We start from the raw sequence: 23,451 nt of genomic DNA on the forward strand, positions 1-23,451 counted from the left end.
GACGCTTATTCCTCTTCGTCCGCGTGATGGGTGCTGAACGAACGCCAGACCAGAACCGGGATAATCAGGGTGAAGACGATCACTTCCTTGTAGGCGCTGGCCCAGAAGGAAGAGAAGGATTCCAGCACGCCCACCAGCAGCGAGCCCGCGGCCGCCACCGGATAGCTGGCGAGGCCGCCGATGATGGCGCCCACGAAGCCCTTCAGGCCGATCAGGAAGCCCGTGTCGTAATAGACGGTGGTGATGGGCGCGATCAGCATGCCGGACATCGCGCCGATGGCCACGGCCAGCGTGAAGGTCAGGCTGCCGGACATGGTGGTGCTGATGCCGACCAGGCGGGCGCCGCGGCGGTTGACCGCCGTGGCGCGCAGCGCGCGGCCGTAGAGCGTCTTGCCGAAGAACAGCCACAGTCCCACGATCAGGATCGCGCAGGTCGCGACCACGAACAGGCTTTGCGCGGACCACGTGGCGAAGCCCAGGTCGACCTGCCCGCTGACGAAGGCCGGGGTGCGCCAGCCTTCGGCGCCGAAGAACACCAGCGCCAGGCCGGTCAGCGCGAAGTGCACGGCCACGGAAACGATCAGCAGCACCAGCACGGTGGCTTCGGCCAGCGGCTGGTAGACGATGCGGTAGACCATCGGGCCCATCGGGATCACCAGCAGCAGCGTCAGCAGCATGTTCAGCCACAGCGAGTTGCCAGCGGCGGTGTAGGTCAGCGTCAGCCAAAGCAGCGCCAGCGGCAGGACCACGCAGGTCGCCACGGTCCTGGGCAGGCCGGCGGCGCTGCGGGTGCGCAGCGCGCGCAGCAGTTCGAGCACCAGACAGACAGCGCCCAGCAGGGGCAGCAGGTACGCGGTGCCGGGCACCTTGCCGTCGACCAGCATGGCCAGGGTCAGGGCGCCGAACGCCACGAACTCGCCCTGGGGTATGAAAATGACGCGCGTGACGGCGAAGACCAGCACCAGGGCCATGCCCAGCAGGGCATAGATGGCGCCGTTGACCACTCCGTCTTGCAGCAGGATCAGCGCAATTGAGGAATCCATCTAACAACTACCTTTGGGTTCTGGGCGTTCCGCGGCATCCGGGACGCCGATACGACACACCGGCCGGAAAGGCCGGTGTGTGGCATTGCGCGGGGGCCGCGGGCGGCCCCCGTGGATCGGGCGATCCAGGGATTTACAGATCGGGCTGGTACACCCACTTGCCGCCCTGCACCTTGACGATGACGCGCGAACGCTCGTCAAAGCCGGCGTGGTCGGTCGGCGACATGTTGAACACGCCCTGCGAGGCGGCCAGGTCCTTCACGCCTTCCAGCGCGTCGCGCATGGCGGCGCGGAACTCCGGCGTGCCCGGCTTGGCGCCCGACTTCAGGGCCGTCGGCAGGGCCGCCACCACCAGCTGGCCGGCGTCCCACATGTGGCCGCCGAAGGTGTTGGTGGAACCGGCGCCGTTGGCCTTCTCGTAGGCTTCGACGTAGGCCAGGGCCGACTTCTTGACCGGGTTGCTGTCCGGCAGCTGCGCCGCCACCAGCAGCGGGCCGGCCGGCAGCAGCATGCCGTCGCAGTCCTTGCCGCAGACGCGCAGCACGTCGTTGTTGGCCGCGCCGTGGGTCTGGTAGATGGTGCCGCCGTAGTTGCGGGCCTTCAGTTCCTTTTGCGGCAGCGCCGAGGGCGTGCCGGCGCCGGCGATCAGGATGGCGTCGGGCTTGGCGCTGACCAGCTTGAGCACCTGGCCGGTGACGCTGGTGTCGGTGCGGCCGTATTTCTCGATGGCGACGATCTCGATGCCCTTGGCCTTGGCGGCCTTCTGCATCACGTCCAGCCAGCCGTCGCCGTAGGCGTCGGCAAAGCCGATGAAGCCCAGGGTCTTGACCTTGGACTTGGCCATCGCGTCGGCCAGGGCGCCGGCCATCAGCGCGTCGTTCTGCGGGGTCTTGAAGACCCAGCGGCGCTTCTCGTCCACGGGCTCGACGATCTTGGCGCTGGCGGCCACGCTGATCATCGGGACCTTGGCTTCGGCGGCCACGTCGACCATGGCCAGCGAGCCCGGCGTGACCGAGGTGCCGATCAGCACGTCGACCTTGTCGTCCGAAGCCAGCTTGCGCGAGTTCTTGACGGCTTGCGTCGTGTCGGTGGCGTCGTCGAGGACGATCCACTCGATCTTCTGGCCGGCCACTTCCTTGGGCAAGAGCGCCACGGTGTTGCGCTCGGGGATGCCCAGCGACGCGGCCGGGCCGGTGCTGGCGACCGTCACGCCTACCTTGACCTGCGCGCTCGCCAGCAGCGGCAGCGTCAGGGCGAGAGCGGCAGCCGCCGCGGACAAGCCGAAGTGCTTGCGCATATTTTTGTCTCCTGTGGTGGCTTGCGAGCGCCTCGGTCGAGGCTGGTGCGAGCCTAGTTAAAGTTATACAGAAAAAAATATTATAGGGTTAAAACAGTATCAGATGACTACGCGCAAATCCGGTAAATCCCTGATGTGCTACAAGAAGCGCTTTCAGCAAACGCATTCGTTAATGGCGAACTTGTACTAGAAAAGCCCGCGGCGCGTCAGTTGGGGGATTCCCTTGGACCATGCCCGGGCTTCAGCGCTCCAGCATCGGCCAGACCCGCTCCACCCGCCAGGCCACCCAGCCGGCCACCAGCGCCTTGGCCACGTCGCCCGGCAGGAACACCGCCACGGCCAGCGCCGCCTTGGCCAGTTCCATCTTGGCCACCACCGCCAGCCACGGCACGCCGAACGCATACACCACCAGAATGCCGCCGACCACGCAGGCCAGCACGTAGGCCGCCGCCTGCGCGGCGCCGCGGGCTCGCGCGGCCAGGCGCCGGGCCAGCCAGCCGGTCACGCAGGCGCCGGCCACCAGGCCCACCAGGAAGCCGCCGGTCGGCCCGAAGAACGCGCCCAGCCCGCCGCGCCCGCCCGGCAGCACCGGCAGGCCGATGGCCGCCAGCGCCAGATACAGCAGGCACGCCAGCGCGCCGCGCAACGGCCCCAGCATCGCGCCGGCCAGCATCGCGCCCAGCGTCTGCAAGGTGATCGGCACCGGAATGGCCGGCAGCGGGATGGGCGGGATCAGGCTGAGGACGACGATCAGCGCCGCGAACAACGCGATCAGCACGGTGTTGCTGGATTTCATGGTGGTTCCTTGCTGGTGGATAAGGTCAGGCGCTGCGCGCGTCGATGGCCTCGGCGACTTCCTGGGCCCGTTTCAGGGTCAGCACGATCAGCGGCACGATCAGCGCGACGGGGTTGGCGCCCAGGCCGCGCGCGGCCTGGGCTTCGCGGATTTCCTGGAAATTGCGCCAGATCTCGGGCACGAAGCGCAAGGCCAGCGCCAGCGCCAGCGCGACCTTGCCGGCGTCGACCAGTCCGACGCGCTGCAGCGGCATCAGTGCTTTTTCGCAGACGGCGATCAGGTCCGACGTGCGCGTCGCCAGCGTGACGGCCAGCGCCAGGCCCACCAGCGCGCCCACGCGCAGCAGCACCGCCAGCGCCGCCTCCCCGCCCTGGAACCACGCGGTGAAGCCGCCCACCGCCGCGAGCACCCAGACCAGCCCCCGCACCTGCCGCCAGACCGCGGCCGCCGCCACGCCGGTGGACCAGACCAGCACGGCCGCCGCCAGGCAGGCCAGCGCCAGCCAGCGCGGATCGCGCAGCAGGAACAGCCCCGCCCCCGCAAGCACCAGCGCCGCCAGCTTGAAACCGGCCGGCAGCCGGTGCAGCGCGGTGGCGCCGGGCACGTACAGCGGCTCCATCATGCGCAGTGCTCCCGATACCAGCGCAGCGCGGCGGCCGGCGCGTCGTCGGCCGCGATATTGCCGTCGCGCACGACCAGCACCCGGTCGAAATCCTCCAGCAGCTCCAGATCGTGGCTGACCACGATGGCGTCGTGCGGCAGCGCGCCGATGGCGTCGCGCACCCGGTTGCGGTTGCGCAGGTCCAGCTGGGTGGTGGGCTCGTCGAACACAATCAGGGCCGGCTCCATGACCAGCACCGCCGCCAGCGCCACCAGCTGGCGCTCGCCGCCGGACAGGGTGTGGCTGGTCCGGTCGGCCAGGTGCCCCACGCCCAGGCTGTCGAGCTGGGCCTCGATGCGGGCCTCGCGCTGGCGCCGGTCCGGCGCCAGCTGCTTCAGACCGAAGGCCAGGTCCTCGCGCACGATGGGGAATACGATCTGATTCTCGGGATTCTGGAACACGAACCCGACCTGCCGGCGCACCGCCTTCAGGTCGTGGCGGGTGTCCAGCCCGCCCACCCGCACGCTGCCCGCCGAGGGCAGCACCAGCCCGTTGACCAGTCGCGCCAGCGTGCTCTTGCCTGCGCCGTTGGGGCCGACGATGCCGATGCGGCGTTCGGCCAGCGTCGCGCTCACCCCGCGCAGCACTTCGGCCCGGGGCGTGGAAACAACCGCCTGGTCAAACTCGATTAACATGGGGCGGGATTATGCCCGAACCATTTCGGGCATCGGGACTCCAAGAGCTCATATGGACAAAGTACGCAAATCCGACGCCGAATGGCGCGCCCAGCTTTCCCCGGAAGAATACGTCGTCACCCGTGAAAAGGGTACCGAACGCGCGTTCACGGGGCGTTACTGGAATACGTTCACGCACGGCATCTACCGCTGCGTGGGCTGTGGCACGCCGCTGTTCGCGTCCGACACCAAATTCGACGCCGGCTGTGGCTGGCCCAGCTACTTCCAGCCGCTGGATCCGGCAAACGTGCGCGAAGAGCGCGACACCAGCCACGGCATGGTGCGCACCGAAGTGCTGTGCAACGTCTGCGACTCGCACCTGGGCCACGTCTTTCCCGACGGCCCCGAGCCCACCGGCCTGCGCTATTGCATCAATTCCCTGTCAATGACGTTCGAACCCGTAGACGACTGAATGAAGAAGTTCCTGTTCGACCTGTTTCCGCTGTTCCTTTTCTTCATCGCCTACCGGTACACGGACATCTTCATCGCCACCGGCGTGGCCATGGCCGCCGCGGTCGTCCAGATCGTCTGGCTCAAGGCCACCGGCCGCGCCACCGAGGCCATGCACTGGATCAACCTCACGGTCATCCTGGTGTTCGGCGGCGCCACGATCTGGCTGCACAGCGACGTCTTCATCAAATGGAAGCCCACGGTGCTGTACTGGCTGTTCGGCGGCGCGCTGCTGTTTGCGCGCCTGTTCTTCGGCCGCAACCTGATCCGCCGCCTGATGGAAAAGCAGATCCAGCTGCCCGACGCGGCCTGGGAGCGGCTGAACCTGGTGTGGGCCGCCTTCTTCCTGATCGCCGGCGCGCTCAATCTCTACGTGGCGTTTTCCGGCCAGTTCACGGAGTCGCAGTGGGTCAGCTTCAAGGCCTTCGGCCTGATGGGCCTGATGGTGGTCTTCGTGATCGGGCAGTCGATCTGGCTGGGCAAGCACATCCAGTCCGACGAACAGACGCCCTCCGGCCCCGACTCCCCGGCCGGCAAGCCCTGAACCGCCCTGCTCCGTCCGGCGCCCCGCGCGCCGGCGTCCATTCTTCCTCAGCCATGTCAGACACCACCGACCGCATCGCCCTGATCCGGGAACGGCTCGCCGTCCTGGAACCCGCCAGCCTGGAAATTATCGACGACTCCCATTTGCACGCCGGACACGAAGGCAGTAAAAACGGCGCCGGCCACTATCGCGTGATCATCGTAGCGCCTTGCTTCGCGGGGCTCTCGCCGGTCGCGCGGCATCGGCTGGTGTATCATCATTTGCAAGATTTGATCCCTTATCCGATTCATGCGCTTGCGCTAGATGCCCAGGCTCCCAAATAGAAAGCAAAGGATATTCATGAAACGCATCGTCATGCTGGCTGCGGCCTGCGTCATCGCCGTGCCGGCTATTGCCCAGAACGTGGCCACCGTCAATGGCAAGGCCATTTCGCAAAAGAGCCTGGATCAATTCGTCAAGCTGCTGGTCAGCCAGGGCGCGACCGATTCGCCGCAACTGCGCGAACAGGTCAAGCAGGAAATGATCAACCGCCAGATCTTCGTGCAGGCCGCCGAATCCAGCGGCATCGCCAAGCAGGCCGACGTCCAGACCGAGATCGAACTGGCCCGCCAGGGCATCCTGGTCCGCGCCCTGATGGCCGACTACCTGGCCAAGCATCCGGTCTCGGAAGCCAAGGTCAACGCCGAATACGAGAAGATCAAGAAGGAACAGGCCGGCAAGATGGAATACAAGGTCCGTCACATCCTCGTCGAAGACGAGAAGACGGCCAATGACTTGCTGGCCCAGATCAAGAGCAACAAGAGCAAGTTCAACGACCTGGCCAAGAAGAACTCCAAGGACCCCGGCAGCGCCGAAAAGGGCGGCGACCTGGGTTGGGCGCCCCCGACCAACTACGTCCAGCCGTTCGCGCAGGCCGTGACCCAGCTGAAGAAGGGCGAACTGGTCGACAAGCCGGTGCAGACCCAGTTCGGCTGGCACATCATCATGGTCGACGACACCCGCCCGGTGGAATTCCCGCCGCTGGACCAGGTGCGCACCCAACTGGAAGAAATGCTGCGCCAGCAAACCCTGGCCGACTACCAGAAGGAACTGCGCGAAAAGGCCAAGATCCAGTAGATTCTATGGTTTCGCGCAAGCCTGATTGACGTTGAAGCGCGTCGGATCGAAGGGTTTGCGTGATTTCCATACGCCGAAGGCGATGCGCAAGAGCTTTCTGGCGATGATGTTCAAGGCCTGGGTGGTAGCCCAGCCTTTGGCGCGCAATGCCTGATACAAGGGTTTGAAGACCTCCGATCTGGAGGCTGCGCTGGCGGCGTTGTAGGCCAGGCTACGCAGGATGGCATCGCCTTGCTTGCTAAGCACACGCAGGCCTTTATAGGTGCCAGACTCTTTGGGCCTGGGGTCCAGACCCGCATAGGCCACCACGGCATCGGAGCTGGCGAACGGTATGCGAGCGAAGGTGGTCGCCAGGGCCGTACCGGTCAGCTTACCTACACCGGTGATGCTGGTAAGCAACTTAAAGTCTTGCTCCAGTTCCGGCTCCGCTTCGATCTGGACAATCATCTGGTCTTCGAGAGAGTCAGCCAGCTCGGTCAGGGCATCGAGTACCTTCTGCACCTGGGCCTGGGCGCACGCCTGCTGGTGACGCTCGCTGGACAGCCGCAGTTGGGTCCGGGTGTTCACGGTCATTTTGCGTAAGTGCAGCATCTGGCGCAGACGCAGGATGTGGTGCGGAGTCGGCTGATACGGGTGCAGGCGATGGTGTTCTGAGGCGATAAATCGGGCGATCATGACGGCATCAAGCTGGTCTGTCTTGCCGCGTTGGCCCAGGGATTTGGCGTAATGGAACAAAACCTTGGGATTGACCACGTAGACCCGCAGCCCCCGCTCGTAGGCCAGATCAGCCAGCAGGCGTTCGTAACCACCGGTCGATTCCATGGCCAGTACGCTGCCCTCGGGCAAGCTTTGCAGCCAAGGCGTCAGGCCGCTGAGGGTGTTCTTGAGGGTTTTGGTGACGGGCTTGGTGTGGCGATAGTCGGCCACCACGATTTCGGCCTTGCCGACATCCGCACCGAAGAAAGAGCATGCGATTTGCATCTGTAGACCCCTTGCGCTAGCGTTAAGCCTGCTGGGGAAGCCTCGCCCGATGCGTTACCTTGCGATCAATCGGCGGTCCTGGCCGCTAGATTCTTAATCGACGTGTTTGGGCGGGGTGGGATATCTACCGACGTCAGTCCGCACGAACGGCTGATGGATGGGTGTGTCCCTATCCCCAGCTCCCACCGAACACATTTCGGTGAGGGCTATAGAACCATACAAGGATGGGTGGAGCGCGAGAGATTCTGCGCAAGAACTCGACCGCTCAACGCGCGTAACCCATCAGCCGGCGAAAGCCGGCTTTTTTTCGTGCCCAGAAAAGCGGCGGCTGGCGCCGCCTGATGGGTTTCGCGCGTTGAGCGGTGGCGTTCTTGTCCGGATCTTGCCGCGCCACACCCATCCTACGATCGGCGCAACGAACGCAGGATAGGCGCTCAGACGCCCAGCAACGCCTTCAGCCCGTCCTCATCCAGCACCGCCACGCCCAGTTCCTGGGCCTTGGCGAGCTTGCTGCCGGCGTCCTCGCCGGCCACCACGTAGGCGGTCTTCTTGGACACGGAGCCGCTGACCTTGCCGCCGGCGGCCTGGATATGCATGGAGGCCTCTTCGCGCGTCCAGTTGGGCAGGGTGCCGGTCAGCACGAAAGTCTTGCCGGCCAGCGTGGTGCCTTGCGGCGCGGCCTCGGCCACGGGGTTCACGCCCTGGGCCTTCAATTGCCCGATCACGTCGCGGTTGTGCTGCTCGGCGAAGAAATGGCGGATCGAGGCCGCCACCACCGGGCCCACGTCGGGCACGGCGGACAGGGCTTCCTCATCGGCGTCCATGATGGCGTCGATGCTGCCGAAATGGCGCGCCACGTCGCGCGCCGTGGTTTCGCCCACGTGGCGGATGCCCAGCGCGAACAGCAGGCGCGACAGGCTCGGGGTGCGCGCCTTTTCGATGGCGGCGACCAGGTTGTCGGCGGACTTCTGGCCCATGCGGTCCAGCCCCACCAGTTCGAGCGGACGCAGGCTGTACAGGTCGGCCAGGGTCTTGACCCGGCCGCTGTCGACCAGCTGGTCCACCAGTTTCTCGCCCAGGCCCTCGATGTCCAGCGCCTTGCGGCTGGCGGCGTGCCACAGGGTCTGCTTGCGCTGGGCGCCGCAGAACAGGCCGCCGGTGCAGCGCGCGATGGTCTCGCCTTCCAGGCGTTCGATGGCCGAGCCGCAGACCGGGCAGGCCGTGGGCATGGCGAATTCGCGGGCGTCGTCCGGGCGCTTGTCGAGCACCGGTCCCAGCACCTCGGGTATCACGTCGCCCGCGCGGCGCACGATGACCGTGTCGCCGATGCGCACGTCCTTGCGGCGGATTTCGTCTTCGTTGTGCAGCGTGGCGTTGGTGACGGTCACGCCGCCGACGAACACGGGCTTGAGGCGGGCGACCGGCGTGATGGCGCCGGTGCGGCCGACCTGGACCTCGATGTCCAGCAGCGTGGTGGTGGCTTCTTCGGCGGCGAACTTGTGCGCCAGCGCGAAGCGCGGCGCGCGCGCCACGAAGCCCAGCACTTTCTGCGCCGGCAGCGAATCGACCTTGTAGACCACGCCGTCGATGTCGTAGGGCAGCTCGGCGCGCAGCGCGCCGACCTTGGCGTAGAAGGCCATCAGGCCCTCGGCGCCGGTGGCGCGGTGGTTGTGCTTCACGTTGACCGGCAACCCCAGCGAGACCAGCCAGTCCAGCATGGCGCCGTGGGACTTCTCGGGCAGCTGCGAGGTTTCGGCGGCGCCGGCCGAGGCCTCGGCGAACAGGCCGCCCTGCGAGCCCGGCAGGCCATGCACCTCGCCCCAGCCGTAAGCGAAAAAGCGCAGCGGGCGCTTGGCGGTGATGCGCGGATCGAGCTGGCGCAGGCTGCCGGCGGCCGCGTTGCGCGGGTTGACGAATACTTTCTCGTCGCGCCTGGCCTGGGCTTCGTTGAGTTTGACGAAGTCGGCGCGGTTCATCAGCACCTCGCCGCGCACTTCCAGCACTTTCGGGGCGGGGCCCTTGAGCTGCAGCGGGATTGCCTTGATGGTGCGGATGTTGGAGGTGACGTCCTCGCCGGTCTGGCCGTCGCCGCGGGTGGCGGCCTGCACCAGGCGGCCGTCCTCGTAGCGCAGGCTGATGGCCAGCCCGTCGAGCTTGAGTTCACAGAAATAATCGGCCTGCTGCGCCGGGCCGAGCAGGCCGGCGCCACGCAGCGTGTCGGTCACGCGGCGGTCGAAGGCCAGCACGTCTTCCTCGTCGAAGGCATTGCCCAGCGACAGCATGGGCACCGCGTGGCGCACGGCGCCGAAGGCCGACACCGGCGCGGCCCCGACCCGCTGGGTGGGCGACTCGGGCGTGACCAGTTCGGGATGCTCGGCCTCCAGGGCCTGCAGTTCGCGCATCAGCCCGTCGTACTCGGCATCCGAGATGGAGGGCTCGTCGTAGACGTAGTAGCGGACGTTGTGCTGTTCGATTTCTGCGCGCAGGCGCGCGGCGGCCTGCGCCGCGCTTTCACCGGAAGAGCTTTTCATTTCAGTTATCCATAACGCCGCGAACCGCCCAAAACACCTGACGCGTCAACGTGAGCGCGGGGCCGCGCGGAGCCGGCTCTGCCGGTCCGCTGCGGCGCCCCCCTGGGGGGGAAGCGCGCAGCGCTTCGGGGGGGTCACGCAAAGACCCGTTGGGCGCGTTCGCTGCCGGCGGGCAGGCCCGCCTGTTCCAGCTGGCCGAACAGCACCTGCAGCCGTTCGTCGATGACCGTCTCGGAACCCTCGGCCAGCGGCTTGCCCTGGTCGTCGACCAGTTCGGCGCGCAGGCGCGCGGCCAGGTCGCGGCCCACGTCGACCATGCGGCCGAAGGCGCGGCTGTCGGCCGGGCTGCAGGGCACGTCGAGCAGCAGGTACAGGCGTTCGATGCCGCCCATGCCCGCGTCGAAGGCGGCGCCGTCGGCGCGGGCCAGCGTGAAGCGGGCCACGCCGTTCTCGGCCGGCCAGGCCAGGCGGTTGCCGTCCGGCACGAAGCCGATCTCGCGCGCCACGGCCAGCACTTCGGCGGCCGGCTGGGCCGTGCCCAGCAGCAGGGTCAGACCGACCTGGGTGTCCAGCGCGGCGCAGGTATCGTCCAGGCGGGCGCCCTGCTCCAGCACGGCCTGCTGGTCGGGGCCTTCGATGGTGGCGTCGAAGCGCTCGGCCATGTCCTGGGCGCGGGCCCAGGCCTGCGACCACTCGATGGCCGTCAGCGGACCGCTGCGGTTGGCCAGCAGCACGGCCAGCTGCATCGAGGCATAGGATTCGTCGGCGTGGATGTGCGCGCGGTGGCGGCGCTGGTCGGTCTCGGCGAACACGCGCATGGGCTTGCGGCCCACGTGGCGCAGGCTCTGCATGTAGGGCAGCAGCTCGGCGCCGCGCACCGGTTCGGCGAAGTTGATTTCGATCACGACCTCGCAGGCGGGGTCCGGCTCGACCGTGTCGTCGGCGTCCGTGCCCGGATCGACCGGGGCCGGCTGGCCGGGCTGGGCGCGCGTGGGCTCGCCGCCCATGCCGGGTTCACGCCGCGCCGCGGCCGCGCCGCCCGCGGCGGCTCCTGCCCCCAGCAGGGGGTCCTGCTCGGAGGCCGGGAAATGGGTCTGCATCCTGCGCCGCACGCGCCGGTCCTGCCACCAGTTGAATCCCAGCACCAGCAGTATCAGCAGGACGCCCAGGGCAATCAGCCCGATCTGCAAATCACTCATGTATCAATCCCGCGCCGAAACGCCCGGCGCCCTTCTTAGTATTGGTTTATGCCGCTTCGGAGGCCATCATCTGGACGGCCGAATCTATATCTACCGCAACGATACGCGAAACCCCCTGCTCTTGCATGGTTACACCGATCAGTTGCTTGGCCATCTGCATCGCAATCTTGTTGTGCGAGATGAACAGGAACTGGGTCTGCTCGCTCATGTTGGCGACCAGGTTCGCGTAGCGCTCCGTGTTGGCGTCGTCCAGCGGCGCGTCCACCTCGTCCAGCAGGCAGAACGGCGCGGGGTTGAGCTTGAACAGCGCGAACACCAGGGCGGTCGCGGTCAGGGCCTTTTCACCGCCGGACAGCAGGTGGATGGTGCTGTTGCGCTTGCCCGGAGGCTGGGCCATGACCTGCACGCCGGCGTCGAGGATTTCCTCGCCCGTCATGGTCAGCCTGGCCTCGCCGCCGCCGAACAGCTTGGGGAAGAGCTCGCCGAAGTGGCCGTTGACGACGTTGAAGGTTTCCTGCAGCAGCTCGCGGGTCTCGCGGTCGATCTTGCGGATGGCGTCCTCGAGGGTCTCGATGGCGGTCATCAGGTCCTGGTGCTGCGAATCCAGGAAGCCCTTGCGCTCGCGCGAGGTGTTGAGTTCGTCCAGCGCGGCCAGGTTGACCGAGCCCAGCGACTCGATCTGGCGCGAGATGCGGCCGACTTCCGACTGCAGCCAGCTGGCGCGGCGCCATTCGTCGGGCTGGTTGGCCAGTTCCTGGGCCAGGGCCTCGCGGTCGACTTCGCGCGCGTTGAGCTGCTCGGTGAACTGTTCTTCGGCCAGGCGGGCGGCCTGTTCCTGCAGCTGCAATTCCATGATGCGGGCGCGCCGCGGTTCCAGGGTCTGCTCCTGCTGCATGCGCTCTTCGTCGGCGCCGCGCAGCAGGGCCGCGAGGTTTTCGAGCTCCTGGCGCGCGCGCGACAGCGCTTCCTCGCGCTCGGCGCGCACTTCCAGGGCGTCCTGCAGGCCGGCCTGGGACGCCGAGGCGTCCAGTTCGGCCAGGTCGTCCTGCAATTGTTCCAGTTCGACGCTGGCGCGCTGGCTCTGGTCGGCGGCCAGCTGCTGGTTGCGCTGCAGCTCGGTGATGCGGACCTGGATGCTGCGTTCGGCGAATTCGGCTTCCTGGGCGGCGCGTTCCAGCTCGCGCAGGGCGTTGCGGGCGGCCTCGGCCTGGGCGGCCAGGGTCTCGCCGTCCATTTCGGCGTCGGCGAAGCGGGATTGGTGCTCGGCCAGTTCCTCGTCCAGCGTCTCGAAGCGCGCTTCGGCCTCTTCGCGGGTGGCGCGCAGGTCTTCTTCCTGGACCTTGATTTCCTCCAGGTCCTGGCGCAGGCGCGAGGCGCGCTCGCCCGACTGTTCGGCCTGCTGCTGCAGGCGCGAATGTTCGAGCTGGATGTCGTGGACCCGGCGGGTGACCTCGGCGACCCGCTGGCGCGCCGGCGCGATGGCCTGCGACACCTGCTGCCAGCCGGCCTCGGCGCGGGCCACCGCGGCGCGCGCCTGGTCGGCGATGAGCTGCTCGGCCTTGATCTCGCGCTGCAGGTTTTCGATTTCCTGCTGGCGGGCCAGCAGGCCGGCCTGCTCGGAGTCCGGCGCGTAGAAGCGCACGCTGTGCGCGTCGACCAGGTGGCCGGCCTTGACCACGCAGGCGCTGCCGGCCGGCAGGCTGGCGCGCATGGCCAGGGCCTGGGTCAGGTCGGGGGCCGTGTAGACGCCGCCCAGCCACTCGTTGAGCAGCGTGCGCAGGTCGGGATCGGTGATGCGCAGCAGGCTGGCCAGCGGGGTCAGCCCGGCCGGGGCCGGCGGCGTGGGCGCGGCCACGGGCAATTGATAGAACGCCAGGCGCGCCGGCGGCGCGTCCTCGGCGAAGGCGCGGGCCCAGTCCAGGCTGCGCACTTCCATGGAGGCCATGCGTTCGCGCAGGGCGGCCTCCAGGGCGGTTTCCCAGCCCGGCTCGACGTGCAGCTTCTGCCACAGGCGCGCCAGGCCGGCCAGTTCGTGCTTGGCCAGCCAGGGCTCCAGCGCCCCCTGCTTCTGCACGTCTTCCTGCAGCTTGACCAGCGCCGACAGGCGGGCCTCCAGGCGCGCCAGGTTCTGCGCCTCGGTCTGGGCGGCGGCCTGGGCGCGGCTGCGCTCGGCGTCGGCTTCCGGCACCCGGCCTTCCAGGGCGGCCAGTTCCTGCTGGGCTTCCTCGAGCTGGTCCTCGCCGGCCAGGCGGTCGCCGGCCAGCTGTTCGAGGCGCACGGGGTCGGGGCTGTGCAGTTCGCGCAGTTCCTGCTGCAGGCGTTCGCGGCGCTGCTCCAGGGACTGCATCTGGCGGTCGGCGTCGCGCTGGGTCTGGGCGACCAGGGCCAGGTTCTGCTCGACCCGGGCCAGCGCGGCGCGCATCTCGTCGCGTCCGGAGGCGGCTTCGCGCACGCGCTGTTCGATGGCCGGCAGCGCGGCCTGGGCGTCCTCGGCCTTGGCGCGCGCCTCTTCGGTGCGGGCCGCGCCGGTCGCCAGGTCGTCCTCGGCCTGGGCGATCTGCTCGGTGCAGTGCTCGCGCTGGGCGGTCCATTCGCCGATCTGCTGCTGCAGCTGCTCGCGGCGCGCCTGCAGGCGGTTGCGCGAATCCACCACGTGGCGGATCTCGGCCTCCAGGCGGCTGACCTGGGCATTGGCCTCGTACAGCGCGCCCTGGGCCGTATGGACCGCGTCGCTGGCCGCGTAATGGGCCTGGCGCCGCGACTCCAGCGCCGCCTCGCCCGCCCGCAGGCCGGCGATGGCGGCTTCCAGTTCGTTCTGGGCCTGCGCCATTTCCTGGGCCTTCCGGGCGCGCTCCTCGCGCGCCCCGGTTTCCTTCAGGAGCCATAGCGCGTGCTGCTTCTTTTCGCCGTCGGCCTGCAGCTCGCGGTAGCGCGTGGCCACTTCGGCCTGCGCCTCCAGCTTTTCGAGCTGGCTGTTGAGTTCGCGCAGGATGTCCTCGACCCGGGTCAGGTTCTCGCGGGTGTCGGACAGGCGGTTCTCGGTCTCGCGGCGGCGTTCCTTGTAGCGCGACACGCCGGCCGCCTCTTCGAGGAACACCCGCAGTTCTTCGGGGCGCGCCTCGATCAGGCGGTTGATCATGCCCTGGCCGATGATGGCGTAGCCGCGGGCGCCCAGGCCCGTGCCCAGGAAGATGTCGTGGATGTCGCGGCGGCGGACCTGCTGGTTATTGACGAAGTAGCTGCTGGTGCCGTCGCGGGTCAGGACGCGGCGCACGGCGATTTCGGCGTAGCTGCTCCATTGCCCGGCGGCGCGCCCTTCGCTGTTGTCGAACACCATTTCCACCGAGGCCCGGGCGGCCGGCTTGCGGTTGCCCGAGCCGTTGAAGATGACGTCCTGCATGGACTCGCCGCGCAGCTCCGAGGCCTTGGCCTCGCCCAGCACCCAGCGCACGGCGTCGATGATGTTCGACTTGCCGCAGCCATTGGGACCCACCACGCCCACCAGCTGGCTGGGCACGGGAATCACGGTGGGATCGACGAAAGACTTGAAGCCGGCGAGTTTGAGCTGAGTAAGACGCACAGTACGATGGGTGACGACGGAGGGGTTGAACCAAAGGCGTTAATGGACCTGGGGACCTGGACCTGCCGCGCAGATTGCAAACCGGCCCATTCAGGGCCGGCTCTCATATGGTCCGTATGATACCGCAGGCGCCCCCGGCCAGAACGTTAGCAACGGTCAACACGCGGGCAAACGCGCAATGGCCGCCGCCTGGCGTCCGGCTATACTCCCTGACACTTTTTGGCACGACACACAAAATTTTCACGCGGACCGGCCGGACTCCGGCCCAAGCACGGGGACATTCTTGAAACGTGGTTTCTATCTGGTCATGGCCGCGCAGGCCTTCTCATCATTGGCGGACAATGCGCTGTTCATCGCAGCCATCGCCTTGATACAGGAGCTGCACGGGCCCGACTGGCTTGCCCCCATGATGAAATGGTCGTTCGCGCTGGCGTATGTGGTGCTGGCCGCCTTCGTCGGCGCGCTGGCGGATTCCTTCCCCAAGGGCCGCGTGATGTTCTCCACCAATGCGCTGAAGGTGGGCGGCTGCCTGCTGATGTTCTCCTACGCCAATATCGGCATTCCGCCCCACTACCAGACCTATCTCGTCTGTGTCGCCTACGGCATCGTGGGCATCGGCGCGGCGGCCTATTCCCCGGCCAAGTACGGCATCGTGACCGAAATGCTGCCCCCGGCCATGCTGGTCAAGGGCAATAGCTGGATCGAGGGCCTGACGGTCTTCTCCATCATCCTGGGCACCGTGCTGGGCGGCCTGCTGATTTCGTCTTCCGTCTCGGCCGCCCTGCTCAGCCACTCGTTCATCGGCAGCCTGGTCCACACCCCGGCCGAGGCCGCGATCCTGGTCATCGCCTTCGTGTATCTGCTGGCGGCGCTGTGCAACCTGATGATTCCGCACACCCACGTGCGCTACCCCCCGCAGCAGAAGAACCCGGTCCGCCTGGTCCGCACCTTCTGGGGCTATGTCTGTGTGCTGTGGAAGGACAAGCTGGGCCAGATCTCGCTGGCGGTCACGACCCTGTTCTGGGGCGCCGGCGCCACGCTGCAGCTCATCGTCATCGAATGGGGCCGCAGCCACCTCGGATACCAGCTGGACAAGGCCTCGATGCTGATGGGCGTGGCCGCCCTGGGCACGGTGGTCGGCTCCATCCTGGCCGGCCGCATCCCGCTGCGCCGCGCGCTGGCCGTGCTGCCCGTCGGCGCCGCCATGGGCCTGGTGGTGCTGCTGATGCCGCTGGTGTATTCGCCCTGGAGCGTCTACCTGCTGCTGCTGATCACCGGCGGGCTGGCGGGCTTCTTCGTGGTGCCCATGAACGCCCTGCTGCAGCACCGCGGCCACGTGCTGCTGTCGGCCGGCCATTCGATCGCCGTGCAGAATTTCAACGAACAGCTCAACATCCTGCTCATGGTGGCGATGTACACCCTGCTGCTGTGGCTGCAACTGCCGATCAACCTGATCATCGTGATCTTCGGCACCGTGGTCACCGTGCTGATGGTGGTGTTCATGCGCTGGAGCAAGCGCAATCTGCAGGCCAACCCCGAACTGCATGAGCAGATCGGCCAGGAAGGCCACGGCCGCGCGCTGGATTCCTCGCACTGAATACGGACGCTGCAAAGAAAAACCGGGCTGGCGCCCGGTTTTTTTTCGTCTGCGCGGCCGGCGGCCTCAGTCCATGCGGGCCGCCAGCTTCAGGTCCTGCCAGGCGCGCGCCTTCTCGGCGGGGCTGCGCAGCAGATAGGCCGGGTGGTAGCTGACCACGACTGGGATCTGCTGGCCGTCCTCGGTCTTCAGTTGATGGATGCGGCCGCGCAGGCTGCCGATGGTGGCGTCCGTGCCCAGCAGCGTCTGGGCCGCGAAACGGCCCAGCACCAGGATGCGCTGCGGCTTGAGCAGCGCGATCTGCCGCATCAGGTACGGGCTGCAGGCGGCGATTTCCTCGGGCTTGGGATTGCGGTTGCCGGGCGGGCGGCACTTGATCACGTTCGTGATGAAGACGTCGCGCTCGCGGCTCATGGACACGGCCGACAGCATGGCGTCGAGCAACTGGCCCGAGCGGCCCACGAAGGGCTGCCCCTGCCGGTCTTCCTGCTCGCCCGGCGCCTCGCCCACCACCAGCCAGCGCGTGGGCTGGCCGCCGTGGCCGAACACCGCGTTGCGGCGCCCCTTGCACAGGCCGCAGGCCTCGCAGGCCACGACCTGTTCGCGCATTTCGTCCAGGCTGGCGTTGCGGACGGCCTCGGCCACCGGAATCGGCGCGGGCGGCGGCGCTTCCTCGGCCACCTTGGGCGCCGGGCGCGGCGGCGGGCCGCTGCGGTTCAGGATGGAAGCCGGAATGCCCGGACGCCCGGTCGCGGGCGGCGCCGCGGGTTCGGCCGCGGCCGGGCGGGCCGGCGCCGGCGCGCTTGCGGGCGCGGCGGGCGCTTCGGCCGGCAAAACCGGTTTGGAAACAGGGACTTGAGGCTGGGGCGCGGGCCGCTCGGCGGCCGGCGCCGGGCGCAGCCACAAACGTTCCATGCCGATCTCGCGCAGCCAGAAGCGCTGCAGCGGGTTGACGCTGGGCGGCCGGGGCGCTGCGGGCGGCATCATGCGGCCGCTCCCGCCGCCGCAACGCGCTTCTGCATGACCAGGGCGTCTTCGCGTCCACCCTTCTCGGCCGGATAGTAGCCGCGGCGCACGCCGATCTGCAGGTAGCCGTGGCGCTTGTAGAAAGAAACGGCCGATGCGTTGGAGGGGCGCACTTCCAGCAGCACGCCTTCGAGTCCGTGTTCGCGCGCCTGCTGCTCGCACCAGTCCAGCAGCAGGCCGCCCAGGCCCTGGCGGTGCAGCGCCTTGTCCACCGCGATCACCAGCAGATGCGCCACGTCGGGCGCGTGCATGACGATGCAGAACCCCGCCAGCCGGCCTTCGCGGCGCAGCACCCAGGCGCCGTAGCCGGCCGCCAGCGCGTCGGCGAAATTGCCGCGGGTCCAGGGAAAGGCCTGCACGTGCGCCTCCAGCGCCACCACCTCGTCCAGGTCGGCGTCGGTCATGGGCTGCGGCACCCAGGGCGCCAGCGCGGGCCGGGCCTTGGGATTGCCGCCCTCGCCGCGCAGGCGTTCGGCGGTGGTGAAAGCCACCTTGTCGCGCACGTAGAGCGGCGCGGCCAGTTCCGGGGCCACGGCCTCGCCGCGCAGCCAGCCCTGGCGCGCCAGGCGCGCCACGCTGGCCGCCTCGGGCCGCTGCGCGCCTGCGGCGCGGCGCCAGTCCGCGGGCGCCGCCATGTCGGCCGCGTAGGCGTCCCAGGCGTCGCCGGCCAGCACCGCGTTCAGCGGACGGCCCGCGCGCGCCGACCAGCCGGGCAGATGATGTTCGGTCCAGGGCGCGACCTCGGCCGCCGCGATCAGCAGCGGCGCCTGCAGGGTATCCCAGCCGGCTTCGCCGTCGGTCCCCTCCAGCCGCCGGTACACGGCCAGATAGACTTCATTCATGCGGGCGTCCAGCGCCACCACGATGGCGTCGGCGGGGGTCGCGTCCACCTGGGCGGCGACCGCCATATGAGAGACAATGGGTAACACCGGAATGCCCAGCCCCAGTCCCATGCCCTGGGCCACGCCGCAGGCCACGCGCAGCCCCGTGAAGCCGCCCGGCCCCTGGCCGAAGGCCACCGCATGCAGGGCGTCCGGGGCCAGCCCGCTGGCCGCGAGCAGCTCGCTGGCCATGGGCAAAAGCCGTTCCGCGTGCTCCTGGGAGCCCTCGTGCTCCCTGACGCTGACCTCCACCCGGCCGTCGGCCGCGCGCAAGAGGGCCACGCCGCAGCGGGACGAAGAGGTTTCCAGGGCCAGCAGGTTTAGTTCCATAGATGCAGATTGTACGAAATACGGCGGCTCCGCCCCCGGTTATTAGGGGGATTTCAACCATGGATCGCAATGTGTAATATCTTGTGAACGCCCACTAGCCGCTGGTTCTTGCCACTGTTACATTTCCGGCCATGAATACGCAAAACACCACCCCCACCCGAAAAATCCTCGTCGTCGACGATGATCCGCGCTTGCGCGATCTGCTGCGCCGGTATTTGTCCGAGCAGGGATTCAACGTTTTCGTTGCCGAAGACGCGAAAGAGATGGGCAAGCTCTGGCAACGCGAGCATTTCGACCTGCTCGTGCTGGACCTGATGCTGCCCGGTGAGGATGGCCTGTCCATCTGCCGCCGGCTGCGCGGTGGCCATGACAATACCCCCATCATCATGCTGACGGCCAAGGCGGAAGAGATCGACCGCATCGTCGGCCTGGAGATGGGCGCGGACGATTACCTGTCCAAGCCGTTCAACCCCCGGGAACTGCTCGCGCGGATCAATGCGATCCTGCGCCGCCGCGGCACCGAGGAACACCCCGGCGCCCCCAGCCAGGAGAACGAATCCATCGCGTTCGGCCCCTATGTGCTGAACCTGTCGACCCGCACGCTCACGCGCAACGGCGAACAAGTCCCCATCACCACGGGCGAATTCTCGGTGCTCAAGGTGTTTGCGCGCCACCCGAAGATCCCGCTGTCGCGCGACAAGCTCATGGAGCTGGCCCGTGGCCGCGAATACGAGGCCTTCGACCGCAGCCTCGACGTCCAGATCTCGCGCCTGCGCAAGCTGATCGAACCGAATCCGTCCAAGCCCGTATTCATCCAGACCGTCTGGGGCCTGGGATACGTGTTCGTGCCGGACGGTGGCAGCTGACCGGCTCGCCCGCCCCGGGCAGGAGCGCAGCCTCGTGCCCCGCTTGCGCAGAACCTTCAGGAACCTGACTTCACGTTTGCGGCTCGGCTTGTTCGGCCGCACGTTCCTGTTGCTCGCCGCGCTGATGCTCGTCAGCCTGGGCGCGTGGCTACAAGTCTTCTTCAGCATGGAGCTGGGACCGCGCGCCAATCAAATGGCGCAGCGGGTGATCACGGCCGTCAATATCACGCGCACCGCGCTGATCTATTCCCATAACGACGAGCGCAGCAAGCTGCTGCTGGACCTGGCCACCAACGAAGGCATCCAGGTCTATCCGCGCGAGGTCACGGACTTCGCCGAAGCCCTGCCCGACGACGACTACTGGCAGCGCGTGGCCCAGCACATCCGCACGCGCTTCGGCCCCGAGACGCAGATCGCCTGGGGCGTGAACCAGGTGCCCGGCTTCTGGGTCAGCTTCCAGATAGAGAAAGACCTGTACTGGCTGGTGTTCGAGCGCGAGCAGATCGGCCTGACGGGCGGGATCGAATGGCTGGGCTGGGGCGCCACGGCGCTGCTGCTGTCTCTGGTGGGAGCCGCGGTGAGCGTGGGCTTCGTCAACCGGCCGCTGTCGCGGCTGGCGCGCGCCGCCCAGGTGCTTTCGCGCGGCGAGACGCCGGCCGCCCTGCCCGAGCAGGGGCCGCTGGAAATCCGCGACCTGAACGCTTCCTTCAACCGCATGGCCAAGGATCTCAGACAGGCGGAAGCCGACCGGGAGCTGATGCTGGCGGGGATTTCGCACGACCTGCGCACGCCGCTGGCGCGCATGCGGCTGGAGATCGAGCTGAGCGGCGTGTCCGAGGACGCCCGCCAGGCCATCGACGAAGACCTGGGCCAGATCGACCACAGTATCGGACAGCTGATGGAGTACGCGCGCCCGGCCGGCACGCTGCCGCAGCTGGCCACCGACATTTCCGCCGTGCTGGCCGAACTCTACGAGCGCGAACGCAGCCATACCGCGTCGCTGGGCGGCGAACTGGACGCCTCGCTGGAGCCGGGCCTGCGGGCCCGCATCACGGCGCTGGACCTCAAGCGCATCGTCAGCAACCTGATCGAGAACGCCCGCCGCTATGGCCGCTCGCCCGACGGCATGGCCCATCTGACCATGACGCTGCAGGCCGACGGCGCCATGATCGCGATCGAGGTGTCCGACCGCGGCCCCGGCATCGCCCCCGAGGACGTCGACCGCCTGCTGCGGCCATTCTCGCGCGGCGAGGCGGCGCGCACCGGCGTCAGCGGCGCCGGCCTGGGCCTGGCCATCGTCGAGCGCCTGCTCAAGCATGTGGGCGGCTCGTTGCGCATGCTCGCCCGCGAGGGCGGCGGCCTGACCGCCCGGATAGAGTTGCCCAAAGCCAAGTTTAGGAATTATCAATTAGACAACGACAATCCATAGCGTAGAATTTGGGGTTTGAGGCAGTGCCTTAATTTCACCGACAAACTGGGAGTAAACATGAAAACTGTTGGCGACAAACTCGAGCCCTTCAAGGTCACCGGCGTCAAGCCCGGCTTCAACCAACACGAAGAAAACGGCGTGTCGGCATTCGAAGACATCACCGAAAGCTCGTTCCCCGGCAAGTGGAAGGTGATCTACTTCTACCCGAAAGACTTCACGTTTGTTTGCCCGACCGAAATCGTCGGCTTCAACAAGCTGGCCAAGGATTTCGAAGACCGCGACGCCGTTCTGCTGGGCGGCTCCACCGACAACGAATTCGTCAAGCTGGCATGGCGCCGTGAGCACCCGGACCTGAACAAGCTGGGTCACTACCAATTCGGCGACACCACCGGCGCCCTGATCGACCAGCTGGGCGTGCGTGAAAAGGGCGCTGGCGTTGCCCTGCGCGCTACGTTCATCGTCGACCCGGACAACACGATCCAGCACGTTTCGGTGAACAACCTGAACGTCGGCCGTAACCCCGAAGAAGTCCTGCGTCTGCTCGACGGCCTGCAAACCGACGAGCTGTGCCCGTGCAACCGCTCGGTTGGCGGCGCCACGCTGTAATTTCCAGCCCGGCCCGGGATCTGCCCAGCAGGTCCCGCGCTGGGCTTTAACTGCGCTAGATGATAGGTAAAAACTATGGAATTTCTCGCCACCATTAAGGATCAACTGCCGGATTGGGCCAAGGACATCCGCCTGAATCTGGACGCCGTGATCGCCCGTTCGACCCTGGCGCCCGAAGACGCCGTCGGCGCCGCCCTGTCGGCCGCCTTCGCCGCGCGCAGCCCGGCGCTGGTCGAAGCCTTCAAGAGCGGCCTGTCGGAAACCGACGCCAACGCCGCGCTGACCGCTTCGTCCCTGATGGGCATGAACAACACCTGGTATCCCTACGTGGAGATGACCGGCGACGCCCAGTTGAAGAGCCTGCCCGCGCAGCTGCGCATGAACGCCTACGCCACCCACGGCGGCGTCGAGAAAAAGCGCTTCGAGCTGTTCGCGCTGGCCGCCTCCATCATCGGCAAGTGCCATTTCTGCGTGGCTTCGCACTACGAGAACCTGAAGAACGACGGCCTGTCGGTCGAACAGATGCGCGACGTCGGCCGCATCGCCGCAGTCGTCAACGCCGCCGCCCTGGCGCTGGCGGCCCAAGGCAAGGCCTAAGGCCCGCGGGCGGCTCCCCGGCCGCCCGGTACTCCCTGCGCAGCCTGCCCCCCCCGGGGTCAGGCTCGCGCCAGCAGCGCGACGACCGTCGCCGCGATCCCTTCCTTCCTGCCCAGATAGCCCAGGCCTTCGTTGGTCTTGGCCTTGATGTTGACTTCGGTTTCCGCCAGCCCGGTGTCGGCGGCGATGTTCTTCACCATGGCCGGCGCATGCGGGCCGATCTTGGGCGCCTGCGCGTGCAGCGTGGCGTCGATGTTGACCGGCGTCCAGCCAGCCTTGCGCACCCGCGCCATCGCCTCGCGCAGCAGCACGCGGCTGTCGGCGCCCTTGAAGGCCGGGTCGGTGTCGGGAAAGTGGCGGCCGATGTCGCCCAGGCCGGCCGCGCCCAGCAGCGCGTCGGTGATGGCGTGCAGCAGCACGTCGGCATCGGAATGGCCCAGCAGGCCGTGCGTGTGAGGAATCGTGACGCCGCCGATGATCAGCGGACGGCCCTCGACCAGGGCGTGCACGTCAAAGCCCTGCCCGACGCGAAAGGGAATGCTCATAGCCATTTTTCCATCAGTTCGAAATCATCCGGCCAGGTCACCTTGAAGTTGCGCAAGGCGCCCGGCACGAGCAGCGGCGCATAGCCGGCCGCCTCGATCGCGGAGGCCTCGTCGGTGACGGCGGCGCCGCTTACCGAGGCCGCCGTCAGCGCATCGCGCAGCACGCCGGCGCGGAACATCTGCGGGGTCTGCGCCAGCCACAGGCCGTTGCGGTCCAGCGTGCGCTCCACGCGCGCGTCGCCGGACTTGACCGTGTCCGCCACCGGCAGCGCCAGCAGCCCGCCCACCGGATCGGCCAGGCAGGCGTCGATGAGCCGGGCCAGCGCGGCCGCCGGCAGCCCGGGGCGCGCGGCGTCATGCACCAGCACCCAGGTGTCGTCGGCGACGCCGCTGTCGGCCAGCGCGCCGGCCACGGTGTCGGCGCGCGTCGCGCCGCCGCAGGCCCGCCACACGGTGCGGGGCAGCCCGGCCAGCGCCGCGTCCACCCAGCCGTCGCCCGGCGTCACGGCCACGCGCACCTGGGAAATGCGGTCGTCGGCCAGCAGCGCGGACACCGCGTGGCGCAGCATGGGCTGGCCGGACAAGGGGCGATATTGCTTGGGCACGGCTTCGTGTCCGGGCCGGCTGGCGCGGGCGCCGACGCCGGCGGCAGGCACGATTGCGATGATGGAGGCAGACATGGTGCGGTGATTTTATAATCTT

Annotated in this window: 22 protein-coding genes; 9 read left to right on the top strand and 13 right to left on the bottom strand. The window is 67.9% G+C overall.

The genetic code is table 11. The features are described 5' to 3' along the window. Positions 1-5: 5 nt before the first annotated feature. The 5 genes from AC1M14_RS20725 to AC1M14_RS20745 form a co-directional block, all read right to left on the bottom strand. A complete protein-coding gene (locus tag AC1M14_RS20725; protein ID WP_102774379.1) occupies positions 6-1,043 on the bottom strand; it encodes a branched-chain amino acid ABC transporter permease in 1,038 nt (345 codons plus the stop codon). A gap of 133 nt (positions 1,044-1,176) precedes the next feature. Then, positions 1,177-2,340, bottom strand: coding sequence for an ABC transporter substrate-binding protein (locus tag AC1M14_RS20730; RefSeq protein WP_102774378.1), 1,164 nt, complete (start codon positions 2,338-2,340; stop codon positions 1,177-1,179). Between the two features lie 241 nt (positions 2,341-2,581). Beyond that, positions 2,582-3,136, bottom strand: coding sequence for a biotin transporter BioY (locus tag AC1M14_RS20735; RefSeq protein WP_479730366.1), 555 nt, complete (start codon positions 3,134-3,136; stop codon positions 2,582-2,584). Positions 3,137-3,161: 25 nt separating this feature from the next. Next, positions 3,162-3,758: an energy-coupling factor transporter transmembrane component T family protein gene (locus AC1M14_RS20740; protein ID WP_102774376.1), complete on the bottom strand. Its 597-nt coding sequence runs from the start codon at positions 3,756-3,758 to the stop codon at positions 3,162-3,164. Continuing rightward, positions 3,755-4,432: an energy-coupling factor ABC transporter ATP-binding protein gene (locus tag AC1M14_RS20745; RefSeq protein ID WP_102774375.1), complete on the bottom strand. Its 678-nt coding sequence runs from the start codon at positions 4,430-4,432 to the stop codon at positions 3,755-3,757. Before AC1M14_RS20745 ends, AC1M14_RS20740 begins: the two co-directional genes overlap by 4 nt. 52 nt (positions 4,433-4,484) lie before the next feature. Here AC1M14_RS20745 and msrB point away from each other — a divergent pair, with 52 nt between their 5' ends. From msrB to AC1M14_RS20765, 4 genes are read left to right on the top strand one after another with little or no spacing between them, the layout of a single operon-like run. Beyond that, positions 4,485-4,883, top strand: a complete 399-nt coding sequence (msrB, locus tag AC1M14_RS20750) for a peptide-methionine (R)-S-oxide reductase MsrB (protein ID WP_102774374.1) — start codon at positions 4,485-4,487, stop codon at positions 4,881-4,883. After that, positions 4,884-5,465, top strand: coding sequence for a septation protein A (locus AC1M14_RS20755; RefSeq protein WP_102774373.1), 582 nt, complete (start codon positions 4,884-4,886; stop codon positions 5,463-5,465). It begins immediately after the preceding gene. A gap of 53 nt (positions 5,466-5,518) precedes the next feature. Beyond that, complete coding sequence (locus tag AC1M14_RS20760; protein ID WP_102774372.1) at positions 5,519-5,788, top strand: BolA family protein; 270 nt, start codon at positions 5,519-5,521, stop codon at positions 5,786-5,788. A gap of 16 nt (positions 5,789-5,804) precedes the next feature. Continuing rightward, the gene (locus AC1M14_RS20765; RefSeq protein WP_102774371.1) at positions 5,805-6,581 is read left to right on the top strand and encodes a peptidylprolyl isomerase; all 777 of its coding nucleotides are present in this window, start codon (positions 5,805-5,807) and stop codon (positions 6,579-6,581) included. Positions 6,582-6,584: 3 nt separating this feature from the next. Here AC1M14_RS20765 and AC1M14_RS20770 read toward each other — a convergent pair whose 3' ends face one another. From AC1M14_RS20770 to smc, 4 genes are all read right to left on the bottom strand, one after another. Beyond that, positions 6,585-7,562, bottom strand: coding sequence for an IS110 family RNA-guided transposase (locus AC1M14_RS20770; RefSeq protein ID WP_479730367.1), 978 nt, complete (start codon positions 7,560-7,562; stop codon positions 6,585-6,587). Positions 7,563-7,996: 434 nt separating this feature from the next. Further along, the gene (ligA, locus tag AC1M14_RS20775; RefSeq protein WP_479730368.1) at positions 7,997-10,093 is read right to left on the bottom strand and encodes an NAD-dependent DNA ligase LigA; all 2,097 of its coding nucleotides are present in this window, start codon (positions 10,091-10,093) and stop codon (positions 7,997-7,999) included. A gap of 134 nt (positions 10,094-10,227) precedes the next feature. Continuing rightward, positions 10,228-11,292, bottom strand: coding sequence for a cell division protein ZipA C-terminal FtsZ-binding domain-containing protein (locus AC1M14_RS20780; RefSeq protein WP_479730369.1), 1,065 nt, complete (start codon positions 11,290-11,292; stop codon positions 10,228-10,230). A gap of 46 nt (positions 11,293-11,338) precedes the next feature. After that, complete coding sequence (gene smc, locus AC1M14_RS20785) at positions 11,339-14,872, bottom strand: chromosome segregation protein SMC (RefSeq protein WP_479730370.1); 3,534 nt, start codon at positions 14,870-14,872, stop codon at positions 11,339-11,341. Between the two features lie 283 nt (positions 14,873-15,155). On the opposite strand from smc, the gene lplT reads away from it, so the two are divergent. Next, positions 15,156-16,469: a lysophospholipid transporter LplT gene (lplT, locus tag AC1M14_RS20790; RefSeq protein WP_102774362.1), complete on the top strand. Its 1,314-nt coding sequence runs from the start codon at positions 15,156-15,158 to the stop codon at positions 16,467-16,469. Positions 16,470-16,535: 66 nt separating this feature from the next. On the opposite strand, the gene AC1M14_RS20795 is transcribed toward lplT, so the two are convergent. Both AC1M14_RS20795 and tsaB read right to left on the bottom strand, forming a co-directional pair. Continuing rightward, positions 16,536-17,456, bottom strand: coding sequence for a uracil-DNA glycosylase (locus AC1M14_RS20795; RefSeq protein ID WP_479730371.1), 921 nt, complete (start codon positions 17,454-17,456; stop codon positions 16,536-16,538). Next, the gene (gene tsaB, locus AC1M14_RS20800) at positions 17,453-18,706 is read right to left on the bottom strand and encodes a tRNA (adenosine(37)-N6)-threonylcarbamoyltransferase complex dimerization subunit type 1 TsaB (protein ID WP_479730372.1); all 1,254 of its coding nucleotides are present in this window, start codon (positions 18,704-18,706) and stop codon (positions 17,453-17,455) included. The genes AC1M14_RS20795 and tsaB overlap by 4 nt, the downstream gene beginning before the upstream one ends. A gap of 131 nt (positions 18,707-18,837) precedes the next feature. Here tsaB and risA point away from each other — a divergent pair, with 131 nt between their 5' ends. The 4 genes from risA (at position 18,838) to AC1M14_RS20820 (ending at position 22,204) form a co-directional block, all read left to right on the top strand. After that, positions 18,838-19,572: a response regulator transcription factor RisA gene (gene risA, locus AC1M14_RS20805; RefSeq protein WP_003813882.1), complete on the top strand. Its 735-nt coding sequence runs from the start codon at positions 18,838-18,840 to the stop codon at positions 19,570-19,572. A 34-nt stretch (positions 19,573-19,606) separates the two neighbouring features. After that, entirely contained in the window at positions 19,607-21,001 is a 1,395-nt protein-coding gene (gene risS, locus AC1M14_RS20810; RefSeq protein ID WP_168202245.1) for a sensor histidine kinase RisS, read from the top strand. Between the two features lie 57 nt (positions 21,002-21,058). Next, positions 21,059-21,607, top strand: coding sequence for a peroxiredoxin (locus AC1M14_RS20815; RefSeq protein WP_003813886.1), 549 nt, complete (start codon positions 21,059-21,061; stop codon positions 21,605-21,607). A 75-nt stretch (positions 21,608-21,682) separates the two neighbouring features. Continuing rightward, the gene (locus AC1M14_RS20820; protein ID WP_102774358.1) at positions 21,683-22,204 is read left to right on the top strand and encodes a carboxymuconolactone decarboxylase family protein; all 522 of its coding nucleotides are present in this window, start codon (positions 21,683-21,685) and stop codon (positions 22,202-22,204) included. Between the two features lie 59 nt (positions 22,205-22,263). Here AC1M14_RS20820 and ispF read toward each other — a convergent pair whose 3' ends face one another. After that, the gene (gene ispF / locus AC1M14_RS20825; RefSeq protein ID WP_102774357.1) at positions 22,264-22,749 is read right to left on the bottom strand and encodes a 2-C-methyl-D-erythritol 2,4-cyclodiphosphate synthase; all 486 of its coding nucleotides are present in this window, start codon (positions 22,747-22,749) and stop codon (positions 22,264-22,266) included. Then, a complete protein-coding gene (ispD, locus tag AC1M14_RS20830; RefSeq protein ID WP_102774356.1) occupies positions 22,746-23,429 on the bottom strand; it encodes a 2-C-methyl-D-erythritol 4-phosphate cytidylyltransferase in 684 nt (227 codons plus the stop codon). Before ispD ends, ispF begins: the two co-directional genes overlap by 4 nt. Between the last annotated feature and the right edge of the window lie 22 nt (positions 23,430-23,451).

The organism is Achromobacter sp. SX5 (genome assembly GCF_056711425.1).

Coding starts and splice junctions, on each gene's coding strand:
- AC1M14_RS20760 (WP_102774372.1), top strand. CDS start 5,519: ATGTCAGACACCACCGACCGCATCGCCCTGATCCGGGAACGGCTCGCC.
- AC1M14_RS20755 (WP_102774373.1), top strand. CDS start 4,884: ATGAAGAAGTTCCTGTTCGACCTGTTTCCGCTGTTCCTTTTCTTCATC.
- AC1M14_RS20820 (WP_102774358.1), top strand. CDS start 21,683: ATGGAATTTCTCGCCACCATTAAGGATCAACTGCCGGATTGGGCCAAG.
- msrB (WP_102774374.1), top strand. CDS start 4,485: ATGGACAAAGTACGCAAATCCGACGCCGAATGGCGCGCCCAGCTTTCC.
- risA (WP_003813882.1), top strand. CDS start 18,838: ATGAATACGCAAAACACCACCCCCACCCGAAAAATCCTCGTCGTCGAC.
- AC1M14_RS20815 (WP_003813886.1), top strand. CDS start 21,059: ATGAAAACTGTTGGCGACAAACTCGAGCCCTTCAAGGTCACCGGCGTC.
- tsaB (WP_479730372.1), bottom strand. CDS start 18,706: ATGGAACTAAACCTGCTGGCCCTGGAAACCTCTTCGTCCCGCTGCGGC.
- AC1M14_RS20795 (WP_479730371.1), bottom strand. CDS start 17,456: ATGATGCCGCCCGCAGCGCCCCGGCCGCCCAGCGTCAACCCGCTGCAG.
- AC1M14_RS20735 (WP_479730366.1), bottom strand. CDS start 3,136: ATGAAATCCAGCAACACCGTGCTGATCGCGTTGTTCGCGGCGCTGATC.
- AC1M14_RS20740 (WP_102774376.1), bottom strand. CDS start 3,758: ATGATGGAGCCGCTGTACGTGCCCGGCGCCACCGCGCTGCACCGGCTG.
- AC1M14_RS20770 (WP_479730367.1), bottom strand. CDS start 7,562: ATGCAAATCGCATGCTCTTTCTTCGGTGCGGATGTCGGCAAGGCCGAA.
- ligA (WP_479730368.1), bottom strand. CDS start 10,093: ATGAAAAGCTCTTCCGGTGAAAGCGCGGCGCAGGCCGCCGCGCGCCTG.
- AC1M14_RS20780 (WP_479730369.1), bottom strand. CDS start 11,292: ATGAGTGATTTGCAGATCGGGCTGATTGCCCTGGGCGTCCTGCTGATA.
- ispF (WP_102774357.1), bottom strand. CDS start 22,749: ATGAGCATTCCCTTTCGCGTCGGGCAGGGCTTTGACGTGCACGCCCTG.
- AC1M14_RS20765 (WP_102774371.1), top strand. CDS start 5,805: ATGAAACGCATCGTCATGCTGGCTGCGGCCTGCGTCATCGCCGTGCCG.
- AC1M14_RS20730 (WP_102774378.1), bottom strand. CDS start 2,340: ATGCGCAAGCACTTCGGCTTGTCCGCGGCGGCTGCCGCTCTCGCCCTG.
- AC1M14_RS20725 (WP_102774379.1), bottom strand. CDS start 1,043: ATGGATTCCTCAATTGCGCTGATCCTGCTGCAAGACGGAGTGGTCAAC.
- AC1M14_RS20745 (WP_102774375.1), bottom strand. CDS start 4,432: ATGTTAATCGAGTTTGACCAGGCGGTTGTTTCCACGCCCCGGGCCGAA.
- ispD (WP_102774356.1), bottom strand. CDS start 23,429: ATGTCTGCCTCCATCATCGCAATCGTGCCTGCCGCCGGCGTCGGCGCC.